The organism is Candidatus Poribacteria bacterium, assembly GCA_021162805.1.
Classification (GTDB): domain Bacteria; phylum Poribacteria; class WGA-4E; order B28-G17; family B28-G17; genus JAGGXZ01.
In genome coordinates this window covers 1-14,851 of the sequence record JAGGXZ010000033.1, presented here as the reverse complement: position 1 = coordinate 14,851, position 14,851 = coordinate 1, and the positions used below count along the sequence as shown (strand labels likewise).

Below are 14,851 nucleotides of genomic sequence, written 5' to 3'. Positions count from 1 at the left end.
GAGATGATGGAAGGGATGATAGGTTGAGCTATGCTCAAATTGAGCTTTGGAGGGAGGAGAGAGGGGGATTTATGGCCTTCTCAAGAGGGACAGTTATCGCAGCCATAGGCATAAAGCGGGTAAGACGTAGAGAGTAGGGCGTAGAGCGTAAGGCGCTTTACGCCGCACGCATTACGCACTACGCAATAAAGGGTTGATCCCTTTTGGGGGTTCAAGTTTATCCTTTTGGTTGGTTGAAAGGATGAATTGGGGGTGTGGTTCTTCCGCTTGATGATTGCCTTCATCCTGTATTTGAGCCGAGTTTTGTCAGTCAATCAGCCAGAGCATATTGAAAAAAGGCTCTCTATTTTTCACGATAAACAATCTATTTGGGACGAAATATGAGGAGATATTCTCCAGTGAGGAGGGCATAAAGTTCAAAACCGGGTTAACCTTTTAAGGGAAGTAAGAGCCGATGGGTGAGTTAGGTGAGCCGTGGTTCCCGTTAGGCGGCAAATCTGACGGACATCAGTTTCGACACCCCGGCCTTCTCCATCGTCACGCCGTACATCGTCTCCGCTATCTCCATGGTTCTCTTGTTGTGGGTTATGATGATGAATTGGGTGTTCTCGGAGAAGCCCTTTATGAGCCTTGTAAAACGCAGCACGTTCGCCTCGTCCAGAGCAGCGTCGACCTCATCCAGGATGCAGAACGGGCTGGGTTTGAGCTTGAAGATCCCGAAGAGCAAGGCGATGGCAACGAGCGTCCTCTCACCCCCTGAGAGCATCGATATCGACCCGGGCTTTTTGCCAGGTGGATGGGCGATTATCTCAACCCCGCACTCCAGAACATCCTCTCCCGTCAACACCAGCTCGGCCTCTCCTCCTTCGAAGAGCTCCCTGAATACCTCTTTGAAGTTCTCGTTTACCTCGTTGAAGGATTCGAGGAATATCCTCCTTGAGGTGGCATTGATCCTGTTTATGACCTTGTAGATCGAATCCCTCGCCTCGACCAGATCGTCCCGTTGTTTCTTCATGAAGTCGAGTCTTTCCTTATGCTGCCTGTAATCCTCTATCGCTTTCAGATTCACAGTTCCCATTCCCCGGATCTCATCTTTGATCTCCTCTATGAACCTCCTCAGATCCTCATCTTCGAGCTCCGTCATAGCTGGCTGAGCCTCCTCGATGGGGAAATTGAACCTCTCCCTCATGGAGGTTCTTAGGTTATCCATTTGGATCTGGAGCTCGGTGTATGTCACATCCAGTTCATGTTTTCTCGCCTCGATCGAGGAGATCGATCGCCTGAGATATCTGAGCCTGCGTTCGGTCTTCTCCATCTCCCCCAACAACTTCTCCTTTTCCCGGCCAAGGGCTGCGGACCGTTCGTTAAGATCGAAGAGGGTCTGTTCGAGACGTAAGAACTTATGCTGCTCCTCCTCGATTTTCTCAGCGATTTCAGCGTAAGATTGCTCCGCCGATCGGATCGTCTCCTTAAACTCCTCGATTCTCTCTCCTATCCTGCCGCGTTCATCCTCCATCGACCTGATCGATTCCTCTATGCCGCGTATTTTCTCCCTGATGGTTGCAAGCTGGATTTTCTTCTCACCGCACAGCCTTTCCACCTCCCTTCTCTTATCCATCTCCGATTCTATCTGCTCCGAAAGTCTCTGGGATTTCCTGTTGAGGGAGGAGTATTCCTTTTCGATCTCCTTTAACCTAGCGTCTATCTCGGATCTTCTCCCTGAGAGCTCCTCCAGGTCGCGTTTAACCACTTCGCCTTCACTTTTCAAGACCTCCAGCTCTTTTTGGAGTCGATCTCGTCTTTTCTCCAACGCCTGCATCTCTTTTGAGATCTCAGCCATCTGGATCTTCCTTTCCTGTGAGGAGGATACGATCCGCTGTTTCTCCTTCTGCAGCGCGGCGATCTTGGCCGAAAGCCCTTTCCGCTCGGCATCTTTCTCGCTCAATCGAGCGGAGAGCTTTTCAACCTTTCTCTCCAGCTCGTCGATCTCGCGTCCTCTGCTCAACAATCCGATAACATTTGATTTGCTGGAACCACCTGTTATAGCTCCAGATGCGCTTATGATCTCACCTTCCAGTGTTACGAGCCTACAGGCCGGTCTAAACCTGCGGGATATGGATATGGCGATATCCAAGCTTTCCACGACGAGCGTGTTTCCCAGCAGATAATCGATGGCCACGCTGTATCTGGGGTCAAATGAGACCAGTTCAGAGGCCAATCCGATAACGCCGCTGTGATTCAACACTCTCTCCCCGCCGGTAAATTTGCGCGCTCTGAGGATATCGAGCGGTAGGAAGGTCACCCGTCCTGTCCTTGTCTTTTTGAGCAGATCGATCGCCTTTTGAGCGTCTTCGGCGGTTTCAACTATGATGTTTTGTATGCCACTTCCCAGTGCCACTTCGATGGCGAGCTCATACTCCGGCTCAGTCCTTATGAGTTCCCCTACGACCCCACATATCCCGCTGAACTCATCGGGGTTAAGCTCCCGCGCCTTCATCACAGCCCTAACGCCCGAATAGTATCCCTCATAGCCGCTCTGTAGTTCTTTAAGCGAGTTGAGCTTGGAGAGGCTCATCCCAAGAGATTGCTGTATGCCCGATATCTCCGCTTCAAGTTTTCTGAGCAGCTTTTCCCCAGAGGAGATCTGGGACTCGATCTCCTTCAATCCCGTGTCCATAGAGATCATCTCCGACTCGATCAGCTTCGATTGTCGCTGAAGCCCCTCGATCTGTGCTTTTACCTCGTTCATCTCGAGTTTGAAACTCCCCTCGTCGTTCGAAAGCCTGCTAAGTCGATTTTCAGAGTATTCGATCCTGGAGTTGATAGAGGAGAGCTCATTTTGCAGCTTTGTCCTCTCATCGAAGAGCGAGATCATCCGAGATTTAAGTGCGTCGATCTCAGAGCGGGCACGGGATACGCTGGCTTCAATCTGTGAGATAAACCCCTCATGGGCTTTAAGCCGGCTGTTTTCAAGCTCAAGCTCTATCTCAAGCTTTCTCTTCTCCTGCGATCTGGATTCCATCTCCTTTTCGATCTCCTTCAGCCGTTTCTCCACGAGCTCTATCTCATAGCGCGCCCGCTTTCTCTGATTCGATATGGCTCCCTGTCTATCCTTATATATGGCGATATTGCTTTCAGTTCGCTCTATTTCGGACTCGATTTTCCTTATCCTCTCCGATAGATCGGAGATCTCACCGTCTATCTTATCCCTGCGCGAGTTGAGCTGAGCCATTGAAGCTTCCAGGGACTCGATCTCGCTTATCCTCTCGGAGAGTTTGGATGAAATCTCTTCGAGTTGCTTCTCCACCTCCGAGAGTCTTCCGGTGAGATCGACGAACCTTCGACGCGCCTTTTCGATTTCGGCTGATCTGAGCTTTTCCTCGAGATCCAGGTATCTACGGGCTATCTCCGCCTGCTGATGCAGGGATTCCGTCTGGCGCTCAAGCTCGATTATCACATCATTTATCCTTGCTAAGTTTGCCTCCGTATCCTCCAGTTTACGCAGGGCCGCATTTTTGCGCTGCTTATACCTGTTTATGCCGGCCACCTCGTCGAAGAGAAATCTCCTCTCATGTGGCTTGGAGTTCAGGATAAGGTCTATGTTGTTCTGTTCCATAAGCGAGTAGGCGTTCGCCCCTATTCCGGTGTCAACGAAGAGGTCACGGATATCACGCAGTAGGCATGGGGTGCCGTTGATGAAATATTTGCTATCGCCGGATCTGTGAAGCTGACGGGCAATCTCCACCTCAGGTGAATCCAACGGCAGGAGTCCATCCTCATTTGAGAATCTCAGCGCCACATAGGCGTGATTTTGGGGCTTGCTGTTGGTTCCCCCGTTGAAGATCACATCTTCCATCCGGGAGCATCTGAGCGATTTGGAGCTTTGCTCGCCCAACACCCACCGGACGGCGTCGGAGATATTGCTCTTGCCGCATCCGTTTGGGCCTACGATAACGGTTATCCCTTTATCAAACAGAAGTTCTACCTCTTCGGCGAAGCTTTTAAATCCCCTGAGCTTAAGGCTTTTCAGACGCATAAGATCAATCCCTCCCTGGATATCTAACCTTTACAAGACAAAGTCCATGAGGTGGCACCGAAGGGCCAGCGGCCGCTCTGTCCTTAGCCGCCAGAATCTCTAGGATCTTCCCCTCTGGATCGGCATGCTCGATCACCTTCAACAGGGTTCCCACAATCGCTCTGACCATCCCCCTCAGGAAAGAGTCAGCCTCTATCTCAATCCTGATCATATCTCCCTCTCGACGACAAAAGGCTTCTATCACCGTGCAAACGGGATTCTTCCTACTACTACCCCTCCTCTGGAAGGATGAGAAATCATGCGTACCCTCCAGAACCTTAATCGCCCTGTCCATCAGGTTGACGTCCAACCCATATGGAACATACCAAACATATCTCCTCATGATGGCCGACGGATATTCCCTATTGAGGATCAGGTATCTATATCTTCGGCTCAAGGCGCTATATCTGGCGTTAAAATCCTCATCCACCTCTTCGACGGTTGCTATCGCCACGTCATCGGGCAGGAGAGCATTAAGGGCCTTGTGAAACTCATCTGTCGAAAGCTTAGATTCGGTGCGGAAGTTGGCGACCTGACCGGTAGCGTGCACCCCTGAATCGGTTCGACCGGCGCCGATCAATTTCACCTTTTCGCCTGTGATCTGCCATATGACATCCCTTATTATCCCCTGGACGGTGCGCCCCTCCTTCTGTATCTGCCAGCCTATAAAATCTGTGCCGTCATATTCTATCGTCAGTTTGATGTTCCTCACCCTTATCCCCTTAAATCGCCGTTGATCCTGAATCCAGCATGGCTAACTTCGATATGAGATTTCCATTCTCATCGAACTTCAGCGGTTCCGGCCCGGAAATTATCCTCAGATCTTCTCTCCCTTTAACTTCCTCCAGAAGCGGTTCGGAGATCTCAACCAGGTGTAGGTGTAATGTGCTCCTTATATGAACGACCCTACACTCTCTAGGCTCTCGGATTCCAACGGTCGCGAGGGCTGCTTCTATGGCTTCCCTATCGGTATCAAGATAGACCGGGATCTTGGATTTTTGAGGGCCCAACGAGGTGATACTGTTGGTATAGGTTGCCCTGCGGTCTATCTTGCCCACTAGACGGGCGGTGGTGAAATCGGCAAGTCCCATTCCCACAGCGTTACCGTGGGATCTATCGGTGAGATCCAGCACCACAATCCTGAGGATATCGGGTTTCTCCGGCTCAGGTTCGAAATTCTGCATCATTCTACCTATGACGTTCGTATCCATTCCGGTTCCGCTTATGTCCTTACCCATCTTGTCCACGATCAACACATCCAGATCCTCAAACGGAAGCTTACCGGAGAGTTCCTTCGCCTTGGCGAAGAGCTTTTCCTCGCTTTCCTCGATTTCCTCCGGGAGAAGTGCGACGATATCAGCGGTTTCCTCATAGGCGTTTTCTATGATTCCGATTCCAAATTTAACCTTACAATTTCTTAACACCTCACGTGCAGCCCATCTGATGGTTTTCTCGAAACCGTATTTGAAGAAGGTCCTATGATAAAGCTCGGCGCCTTTCTTTTTGCCCAGCCCGATGGCCATCATCTTCATCAATCCGCTTCCGATACGTCCTACGAAATCGGTATGGGGCTTTATACGGTTGAGAACGACTATTCCATCCGCTTCGGCGGCGAGTTTGTCGATGTAAACCGGTGAACCGTCCGGCAGCTGACCGATTTTAAGCACATCCATCGAAGATCGGATCGGCGCGCCGATGTTCTCCTCCGTTATGCCGTAATCCTCCAATACAGCTTTCTGTCCTTCGGCTGTCGCTCCGCCGTGGCTTCCCATAGCCGGGATTATAAAGGGATGGGCGCCGATGGATTTAAGCTCGCCGACCAGCGATTTAATTATGAGCGGCATGTTGGCTATTCCTCTGCTGCCGGCCGTGATGGCTATGGAATCTCCCGGATTGATCCTCCTCTCAAACCTTATCCTTCCAAGTTCCTCTTTTATCCTGGAAGGGATATCCCCGACAACCGGCCTGGGAAATATCTGTCTGATCAGGAACATACTCGGGAGTTGCAACGGAGAAACCTCCCTAGGCGAACGGAAACTTCGTTTAGATAATACAACATGAATCCCTTCATCGCAAGACTTTCATCCTCGGTAAATTCTTCAGAGGGCTAAGTGCCCCAAATCACAATGATAATCAGCCCGAGGGTTATGGTCGAAACAGCTGTCATCCGAACTGCGAATCCCTTCTCCCTATAAAGGATGAAGGCGGCCAAGGATCCTATGACTATACTGAACTGTCTGAACGCCACGACATAGCTTGCCCTGCCGGCTAGCTGATATGCCCATAAAACCAGCCAGTAGGCTCCGAAGTTGAAGATTCCTCCTAGAATCGGCATCTTCCACCCAAGTTTTCCCGCAGGCTTCCCTTCGCGTTTCCCCTCCGGTGCAAACAACCTCCGCATTAACATATATGAAAGACCGGCGATAGTATAGAAGAAGTACCCGTATCTGGCCGCTGTTGCCGGACCCTGCTTGACCAGCTCGGAGGAGAGTTTATCAAATGTGGAGTATCCGACCGTTCCCATCGCCGTTAAAAACATCCAGAGGCTCGTCCTGTTGAGGTATCTTCTGGGATCGATCCGCTTTATCGATTCAAGCGGGGAGAGGGAACAGCCCACTACGACCAGAAACATACCGGTCCAGCCTGCTGCCGTCGGTGTCCTCCCACGAGCGAGATCCACCAGTCCCATGAGCAGGACGGGCAATGCACGGGCGACAGGATAAACCGTCGTGAAATCACCAGAGCTGTAGGCATTGGCAAGGGAAAGATAATAAAGTCCACAGGAAAGACCCGATATGGTCACGTAAGGCCACACCCTTGGCGGGATGGATCGGGCGATGAATTCGCTAGATAGGCCGGGGATCAATCCGATCAAAATGACCCCTATCTGCATGCGCTCGAAGAAGTCATGCTCAGATCTGCCATGTCTAGCCATCAAATTCCATGAGGCGTGCATGAAGGTGGAAAGCAATACAAGGGCGATGGCAAGCGGGTTCATCTCCCAGGCCTATTATTTGAATGCTCCTACTACGGTGGCAATCAACGCCCTTTCACGAAAGGGACGAAAAATAAGACCCTAGACCCTTGACTCTAGACCATTTTTCGACCCTTGACCATCTTAACCTCAACCTAAACCTTAACCTGTTTTGGCATCCCACTACACTCAGCGATAATATGAGCGTTGACTATAAATAACGCTCTTCTCAGTTGCAGCAGGCAATGGCTCCAAGGTTCCCCAGCACTCGACGGCAATTATGAGCGTAACAGTTTTACCAGGATATATCTTATATCACTACCTCCTGGACAGTATCTAACGCATCTCCCACAGCCGACGCACCCTAAAATATCGAAGTTCTCCGGAATATAACAGAATTTATGCATCACCCTCTGTCTTATTCTCTCCCGCTGTGTGGGCCTGGGATTATAGCCGGAAGCCTGCTTGGTAAATACCGGGAAAGCACAGGTATCCCAGACACGGATTCTCCTGCCGCCATTTTTAGACTTCTCATCGGATATATCAAAGCAATGACAGGTAGGGCACAGAAAGGAACAGACGCCGCATCCTATACATCCCAGGCGCACCTCCTCCCAAATCTCCGAATCGAAGAGATCCCATAGCTTCTCGGGCTCTATTCGAACGGTCTCGGTGGGGAGATCGGATCTGAGCAGGTTGGAGCGAATGGCATCTCTGGACCTTTGGGCTATATCATCGATCTCGCTCTCCTTCACCTCCTCATCAGGTAGATCCCCCAGGAGTTTCACGCCCCTTTCGGTGATCGGTTTCACCAAGAAGCTTTCGCCTATATCGATGAAAAGGGCGTCGGAGTTTTCCACCGAGAATGGGTCTCCGCCTACCATAACACAGAAACAATATCCATCGGCGGGATGTGAGCAGGCCAGGGAGAAGAGAGCCGTGTTTCTACGGCGGGCCGCGTAATAGGGATCGACAACCTCTCCCATGAAAACTCTGTCTAGAAGGGTTAACGCTCGAAGATCACATGGTCTCGCCCCGAAGACGAGCCGCTTTGTCTCATCGGGTGGGGTCTCAATCGGCGGTCCATCCCCGTGCCATTCAAGCAGGGTTTCGGTCTGCGGAAAGAAAATGGATTTTATCGGCCTCCTGGTGATACCCTCAATCGGTATCTTGGTATCTGGATCGAACCTTGCGAACCCAAGCCTTTCCTCCGAGGGCACAAGCACCTCATATCCTTCGGATGCGATGGATTCCAGGAATGAGTTCAGTTTATCCTTATCTATCCTCTTCATCTCGGCGATACGTCCTTCACCTCGATTCTCTCAAGCTTGAGATCAGGTTTCCCGGCCTCAATCCACGCCGAATACCAGAAGCTCGCCAGGAACTCCGATGCCTTGGCCAACCTGTCGACCAAAAGCGATCCAACATGCCGATCCATATAGGCGTAGTATTTATCCGCTTTGGATTTGAAATCCTCAAGGTCATACTTTATCTTGAAGGCCTTCATGGCGGCCTTGTCGAAATAGATGATCTGATCAACGTTGTAAAAGGAATCGACTATCATCTGAAAGGCATACTCCAACTTATCATCTGGAAGCCGTTTGACGATGATCTTCCGACCTTGGAGTTTGGACTTATATTTATCGAGATATCTCTCCATTAACCCGATTTCAAACCTCTGGTGGACTCCCCTATGGGCGTAATCGGGCGAGTCATAAGGCACATCGAACTTATAATTTCCGGAAAAATCCCCGTTGTAGTTGCGTGTGCAATGTAGGGGCATGGTGCTATCACCTATGAAGTGTGAAACGATTCCAGCATAATACACAACGGATTCCAGGTCATCCCTTTTAAATGCCTTCATGAGTTTGTCGTAGTAATCGGCTATCGTCCAGGGAAGGTATCCCGCTTCACCCCGCTCATCATAGAGCTTCTTCAGCTCCTTCTTGTCTCTGGGGAAATCTTTGAACGGATATCTGAAATCGAACTTGTCTATATCAAGATAATGCCATGACGAGGTATATCGGGCTTCGGAATTTGCCTTCCACTCCCAGTCGGGGACATTCGAGAGCCTCACCAGTTCATCCCTATTCAGATCGAAGAACGCCTTTATAGTACTCGGCAGCGCATCTATAGCTTTATTGGTGATCGCTATATGTCCTTCCCTACCCCAAGGATAGGAGTTGAGGGGGAAGAAAACCAATGCGAGGAGAAGAAGGTAGGGCAATCCGCGATAACGGCGCGCCTGTATCATGGGAACACCTCAAAACAGTATCGCCCGGGGGAACGTATGCTCCCACCGGGCGATATGCAGGGTCAGCTTATTTTCACCTTCCTTTTACAGCACCCCATGTGAGAGGCAGCAGACCGGCAGGATTTACCGGGGTTGCCTCCGGAATGGTCGAAAGCCAGTTGTTGAAGAACTCTGTGAGGCATTTCGTTCTGGTGTCCTCGTCCACTTTATCAAGCCCCACCTGGAAGGCGATCGCTATCCTGCCGTTTGTCTTCTTATCCTTCACGACCACCGGATCGGCTTTTGTGCCGCTGCCATCGATGGCGAAGATCGCCTCCGCCTCCCAGGGGTCTTGGAGCTCATTGATATGGAATGGTCTCCAAGTCGGATAATCCTTAAGCGATGGCATGTATTTCTTCCCATCATCTGTAACCGTGACGGCAGTATTATCGCCCCACATCGTGATACCAGGGATATCCATCATGTTCTGAAGGCCGCCGGTGCCGTTTGCGCCACCGCCCTTGGTGACGTAAAAGATATAGTCGGCCGTGTTTAGGAACATGTTCCCATCTTCCAAGAACAGCTCGGCTATTGAGCCATCAGGCTTGGCGTTCCCAGCTGGATATATGGTTTCGGGGAAGTAGCCGAAGGTCATGATCACATCAACCTCGCCGTCACCCGTGTTCGCTTTAGCGAAGTCGGCTATCCCGTCCAGATCATAGATCTTAATGCTGGCGGCCGACTTCACGTTTTTGACAAGCGCCTCGGCGATGCGCTTTGCGGCGGCGGCATCTATCCAGCTAGTCTGATCGCAGAAGATGCCGACGTCTCCTATTTTCCCAGCCCAGCTTGAAAGGGCGGAGAAAAGACAGAGAACAATCACTACGCTTATCACCTTGATCTTCATCCTTGACCTCCTTAATTAAGGATCTATAACAAGGATACATTTCCATATGCGAAGTTGTCAAGGCAACGTGAAAGGGCAAGGCGTCTCCCTTTGAACGCCTTGCCCCCTACACTTCGAGTCAGCTAGGGATAAAACTCACCTCCGGCGTGAGCGATTCGACGAAGGCCGCGAGAAGCCTGGCGGCGTTTTCGGCGTCCTTCAGCGAGATCAGCTCTACCGGAGAATGCATGTATCTGTTCGGTATGCCTACAAGGGCGGCAGCCACGCCGGCGCGCGTTATCTGAATGGCATTGGCGTCCGTTCCCGTCCCGCCAGTGACCACCTTAAACTGATAGGGTATCCTTCTCCTCCTAGCGGTTTCCCTGAGCATCTCCCCAACGACGGGATTGATGTTCGCCCCTCGATACAGGACAGGCCCTTTTCCGAGCTTGATATCGCCTCCCCGTTTTTTATCTCCTCCCGGATAATCGGTCGCATGCTCGACATCCACAGCGATGCCCACGTCGGGATCTATTCCAAAGGCGCTGGTTCTCGCCCCACGAAGTCCTATCTCCTCCTGGACGGTTGAGACCGAATACAGAGCGGCCGAGATCCGTTTATCCTTAAGCAGCCTCATCGCCTCACAGACGACAAAAGTTCCTATTTTATCATCGAAATGACGCGCCACCGCTATGTTTCCCCTCAGCCGTTCGAATCTCGCGGCGTATGTGATCGGATCGCCGATCGAGACGAGTTTTTCAGCCTCTTTCCTGCTTGAGACTCCGATATCTATCCAGAGATCGTGTATCTTCGGGATCTTATTCCTTTCGTCTCCCTCCAGGATGTGTATCGCCTTTCGACCGACGACTCCCTCGACCGGCCCGTCTTTGGTGTGGATCACCACCTTACGCCCCATGGTCACTCCGACGTCTATCCCGCCGATAGGTTGGAAATAGATGAAACCCTCGTCGGAGATATGTGTGACGGCGAAGCCCACCTCATCGCAATGCCCCGCCAGCATCACCTTGGGTTTGCCTTCGGGATTTTTCACAGCTATGACGTTCCCGTGAACATCAGTTCGAACCTCATCGGCAAAAGGCCCGATATACTCCCTTACGATCCTCTGAGCCGGTTCCTCAAAGCCGGAGGGACTCGGCGCATCGAGCAACTCCTTGAGAAATTTCAGCGATTCTCTCCTCATCACGCCTCTCCCGATATGATCTTATCCAGATCCTCGCTTATCATCCTGACCCTGCCTTCGGGATCGGAGGAATCGACGGGCAGCTCAGCCGTCAGATACCCATCATATCCGATCTCCGTAAAGGCTTCCATAACCGCTTTCCAGTTTATCGTTCCCTCAAGCAGCCATGTGAACTGCCGCTTGTTGGCATGAAATCCCTTGACATGCACCTTCTTGATCCTTTTCCCCAACGTCCTTATCCAATGTTGTGGATATCCGTATAGCACGATGTTGCCCACGTCGAAATATGCGGCCACGTATTCGCTTTCAAACTCGTCGATATATCGGGCGAACTCGATCGGGCTGAGAAGGAATTTGTTCCATACGTTCTCGACGGCTATATAAACCCCTTTCTCCTGGGCATAACCAATCAATTTGCGTATCTCAGATTGAGATCTCTCATATGCCTCTTCATAGGTGACCTCCTCCGTGACGACAGCGGGCACGAGCAAAACCGTATCTGCTCCGACTACCGCAGCCGTTTCGATCGAATCGATTACCCCCCGGGCTGATTCCTCTCTGACCTTCGGATCGGGATCGGAGAGGGGTTTGGCCCAGTGCTTGGAGTTCATGATGCTGGGTATCTCGATCCCCATCGCATCGGCTATCCTCTTGTATCTCCGTCGATCTTCCTCATCTGTCAGGGTGCCTATCTCCACGCCGTCAAAACCGGCTTCTCTGGCAAGCCTGAATTTCGCCTCTAAGCTGTCGCCGGGGAGCGATCCCAGGCATATCCCCTTCTTCATCTCAGACCTCCTTCGATTTGAGCAGTTTGATTCTCCCCACCTCCCTAGAGGTGAGTCCACCCACGCCTATATGCTCCAGATGGGAGATCCCATCCTCAACCACATCTATAATCCCATCGCGTCTGAAATATCCGACGCTGAACCACATTATCGTCCCCTGAGGTATCATCCCACATAGCGGCGCCAATCTGTGTGTTATCCCATTCGTCTGGGGATCTACCAGGTGAATCAGGTATGATTCGGGATTATCCCGAATCAGATGGGCTAAGACCTTATCGGAGGTAAACACTACTCTATCCAGCACTTCCCTAGGCACCCCCATGTTTAGGAACTTATCACGGGCGGAAGATTTAAGCGGTGAGATGCTATACGCCACCCTCAGGGGTAGCCAGCTTAACGTCAATATACCGTCTCCCATAGGGCTTTGAACGTCAAGTGAATCTAAAGGGAGCCGGATTTGAAGATCATCCTCCCCTAAAAGTCCCGCGCATGTCAACACATCGATTATGGCGTGTGAGGTACACCAAACGGGTCCATCGGGAGTATCGATCGGGATAAACATCGGAGTCATATCGCTGAACTCCGTTGCTCCGGGGGTCTCCTTTCCCTTCTTCCAGAAACCAAAGGGGCCACATATAGGACAGCTTTCCCTTCCACAACACCCCTCAACCAGTTCATCGATGGAACTATGTTTAAACCTATCCTGGAAGGTCAGGGCGATGGAATATTTGACGGAGTATTTCAACCTTGCGGCAGGGACAAGAGGGATTTGGGATATCTGATTGAGAAACCGATCGTCCGGACATATCGGTTCGAGGGCCATCACGCAGTAGATCTTCCTCGATTTCATCTCCCACCCCATACGCTGTCAATCACACCTTTGAGATACAGGAAATCCTCCTTTGTCTGTTTGATGATCTCCTCAACGGTCATATTCCCATATTCGCTATGGACGGAGATGCAGTTATCAAATCCTATCTCACGGAGGCACTCGAAGACCTCATGCCATTTGACAACCCCCTCCCGAAGAGGCACCGTTCTATGTCTCCAGATCTTATCACCGGTCTCCGGATCGGTCTGCTGAAACCAGCCGAAGTCCTTAACGGCGACGAGGTTGATGTAATCGCCCAGTATATCTATCCCCATCTTCCACACGCCCGAACCTCCTTCGACTGTCATATGCCCGGGATCTATGTAAGCGCCCATATCCTGAGGATCTCGACCATCGAGCAACATGTAGAGCAAGAAGGGATCGGCAGTGAGGTAATATCCAGAATGAGTGTGCAGATTGACACAGACGCCATATCTGCGGGCCAGCTTCTCTATGCGATCGAGCTCCCGTCTCAGATCATCGATCTCCGATTTGATCTCGCCGAACCCCTTATATCTCCAATAACCCAGCTTGATCCAGGTTGCCCCGACATCTGAGGCTACAGCGAGTATATCTTCGGCGCTCGGATCATCCGCCGACGTAATGGATGTGGTGAGCATCGGGACGCTAAGCCCCTTCGATTCGAGGATTCTGACGGCCTGTGGTAGATCGCGGGTGACGTTCTCCGGCAGGACATGTCCGCCGGGACGAACCGTCAGATCCACCCCATCAAACCCGATCTCGGCTATGATATCCCCTGCCTCCGAGATCGACTTGCTTCCCAGCATCTTCGAAAACATAAGTATCTTCATCTCCTCAATCCTCCCTCCCTATCCTCTCGATAATTCTCATCAGGCCCTCAAACGAACGCCTCGTTCCCTCGATCTTCGACCCTGATGGGGGCCTGTAATGAGTCTCAATGGATACAACGCCGTCATACCCATCCCTTTTAAGTGCCCTGAGCTGCCCCTCATAATCCACATCCCCCTCGCCTATGGGAAGCCACAGGTGCTCACCGTTCCTGAAGGTTGAATCCTTCATATGCACATGTATCACCTTATGCTTGATCCTCTCATATCCGTCCGGATAGGGTCTCTCCTCTCCGGCGGCATGTGCGTTTCCGGGGTCCCATATTAGTTTCAGATTTGGTGAATCGAACTGCTCGAACAACCTCAACAGGTCCTCGCTCGTTCCTATGTTGCCCGAGCTGACGTTTTCAAACCCCAAAATCACCCCTTCACGTTCGGCGATCTTTATCGGCAGTTCCATCTTCTCAAATATCCTCTCCCATTTCTCCTCGCTCATCCGCTGTTCCTTCCAGAAGGAGAAAAGACGAACCACGTTCGTATCGAAAAGAGGCGCTATCTCGATAGATCGGATCAGGTGGGCGATATGTCGGGAGTACTCCTCATCATCGTCCAGGTGGCATCTAAGTGTGAGGGAATCTATAACGACCACCTTTACATCGCTTTTGCGGACTATCCTGATAACCTTGCTGAGAGAGGCATCGTCCAGGTCGCATATGTTCCTGCCCCATACCCCGTGCAGCTCTATATACCGGATGCCCCATGACTTGGCTATATCTATCGCCTCCTGAAGATCATCGCTTATCTCGTCCGTGACCACTCCAATCTTAAACACCCTTTTACCTGGTTCCTCAAACTGTGTCAAACTGACCTATCTGCCGGTTGAGGAACCACCCTCCTTTCTATCACATTGCGGCAGATAGACCAGGGCTCCCGGCCGCTCTATGAGCCGAAGCCTACCAACGGATACCGGATAATTGTCCGAGAACGAAAACCGACACTTCACTACCTTGCGGGATG

At 51.3% G+C, this 14,851-nt stretch carries 12 protein-coding genes; all 12 read right to left on the bottom strand.

Features of this window, described 5'->3' with window-relative positions; genetic code table 11:
* Window positions 1-484 precede the first annotated feature (484 nt).
* A complete protein-coding gene (gene smc, locus J7M22_02270) occupies window positions 485-4,036 on the bottom strand; it encodes a chromosome segregation protein SMC (GenBank protein MCD6505428.1) in 3,552 nt (1,183 codons plus the stop codon).
* Between the two features lie 4 nt (window positions 4,037-4,040).
* Window positions 4,041-4,787 carry a tRNA pseudouridine(38-40) synthase TruA gene (gene truA / locus J7M22_02265; GenBank protein ID MCD6505427.1) on the bottom strand — a complete coding sequence of 249 codons (747 nt, stop codon included), beginning with the start codon at window positions 4,785-4,787 and terminating at the stop codon, window positions 4,041-4,043.
* Between the two features lie 10 nt (window positions 4,788-4,797).
* A complete protein-coding gene (locus J7M22_02260; GenBank protein MCD6505426.1) occupies window positions 4,798-6,069 on the bottom strand; it encodes a DUF2088 domain-containing protein in 1,272 nt (423 codons plus the stop codon).
* 113 nt (window positions 6,070-6,182) lie between these two features.
* Window positions 6,183-7,073 carry an EamA family transporter gene (locus J7M22_02255; protein MCD6505425.1) on the bottom strand — a complete coding sequence of 297 codons (891 nt, stop codon included), beginning with the start codon at window positions 7,071-7,073 and terminating at the stop codon, window positions 6,183-6,185.
* A 254-nt stretch (window positions 7,074-7,327) separates the two neighbouring features.
* Window positions 7,328-8,341 (bottom strand): 4Fe-4S dicluster domain-containing protein, encoded by a 1,014-nt coding sequence (locus J7M22_02250; protein MCD6505424.1) that lies wholly within the window; start codon window positions 8,339-8,341, stop codon window positions 7,328-7,330.
* Window positions 8,338-9,303 (bottom strand): zinc dependent phospholipase C family protein, encoded by a 966-nt coding sequence (locus tag J7M22_02245; protein MCD6505423.1) that lies wholly within the window; start codon window positions 9,301-9,303, stop codon window positions 8,338-8,340. Before J7M22_02245 ends, J7M22_02250 begins: the two co-directional genes overlap by 4 nt.
* 73 nt (window positions 9,304-9,376) lie before the next feature.
* Complete coding sequence (locus J7M22_02240; GenBank protein MCD6505422.1) at window positions 9,377-10,189, bottom strand: hypothetical protein; 813 nt, start codon at window positions 10,187-10,189, stop codon at window positions 9,377-9,379.
* Between the two features lie 118 nt (window positions 10,190-10,307).
* Complete coding sequence (locus J7M22_02235) at window positions 10,308-11,369, bottom strand: M42 family metallopeptidase (protein MCD6505421.1); 1,062 nt, start codon at window positions 11,367-11,369, stop codon at window positions 10,308-10,310.
* The gene (locus tag J7M22_02230) at window positions 11,369-12,154 is read right to left on the bottom strand and encodes a sugar phosphate isomerase/epimerase (GenBank protein MCD6505420.1); all 786 of its coding nucleotides are present in this window, start codon (window positions 12,152-12,154) and stop codon (window positions 11,369-11,371) included. The genes J7M22_02235 and J7M22_02230 overlap by 1 nt, the downstream gene beginning before the upstream one ends.
* 1 nt (window position 12,155) lies before the next feature.
* A complete protein-coding gene (locus J7M22_02225) occupies window positions 12,156-13,004 on the bottom strand; it encodes a hypothetical protein (GenBank protein MCD6505419.1) in 849 nt (282 codons plus the stop codon).
* Entirely contained in the window at window positions 13,001-13,837 is an 837-nt protein-coding gene (locus J7M22_02220; protein ID MCD6505418.1) for a sugar phosphate isomerase/epimerase, read from the bottom strand. Before J7M22_02220 ends, J7M22_02225 begins: the two co-directional genes overlap by 4 nt.
* 4 nt (window positions 13,838-13,841) lie before the next feature.
* Window positions 13,842-14,666, bottom strand: a complete 825-nt coding sequence (locus J7M22_02215; GenBank protein ID MCD6505417.1) for a sugar phosphate isomerase/epimerase — start codon at window positions 14,664-14,666, stop codon at window positions 13,842-13,844.
* Between the last annotated feature and the right edge of the window lie 185 nt (window positions 14,667-14,851).

Excerpts from the sequence above, each read along its gene's own strand:
- J7M22_02245 (MCD6505423.1), bottom strand. The coding sequence starts at position 9,303 with ATGATACAGGCGCGCCGTTATCGCGGATTGCCCTACCTTCTTCTCCTC.
- J7M22_02240 (MCD6505422.1), bottom strand. The coding sequence starts at position 10,189 with ATGAAGATCAAGGTGATAAGCGTAGTGATTGTTCTCTGTCTTTTCTCC.
- J7M22_02220 (MCD6505418.1), bottom strand. The coding sequence starts at position 13,837 with ATGAAGATACTTATGTTTTCGAAGATGCTGGGAAGCAAGTCGATCTCG.
- J7M22_02235 (MCD6505421.1), bottom strand. The coding sequence starts at position 11,369 with ATGAGGAGAGAATCGCTGAAATTTCTCAAGGAGTTGCTCGATGCGCCG.
- J7M22_02250 (MCD6505424.1), bottom strand. The coding sequence starts at position 8,341 with ATGAAGAGGATAGATAAGGATAAACTGAACTCATTCCTGGAATCCATC.
- J7M22_02230 (MCD6505420.1), bottom strand. The coding sequence starts at position 12,154 with ATGAAGAAGGGGATATGCCTGGGATCGCTCCCCGGCGACAGCTTAGAG.
- J7M22_02225 (MCD6505419.1), bottom strand. The coding sequence starts at position 13,004 with ATGAAATCGAGGAAGATCTACTGCGTGATGGCCCTCGAACCGATATGT.
- J7M22_02260 (MCD6505426.1), bottom strand. The coding sequence starts at position 6,069 with ATGTTCCTGATCAGACAGATATTTCCCAGGCCGGTTGTCGGGGATATC.
- smc (MCD6505428.1), bottom strand. The coding sequence starts at position 4,036 with ATGCGTCTGAAAAGCCTTAAGCTCAGGGGATTTAAAAGCTTCGCCGAA.
- J7M22_02255 (MCD6505425.1), bottom strand. The coding sequence starts at position 7,073 with ATGAACCCGCTTGCCATCGCCCTTGTATTGCTTTCCACCTTCATGCAC.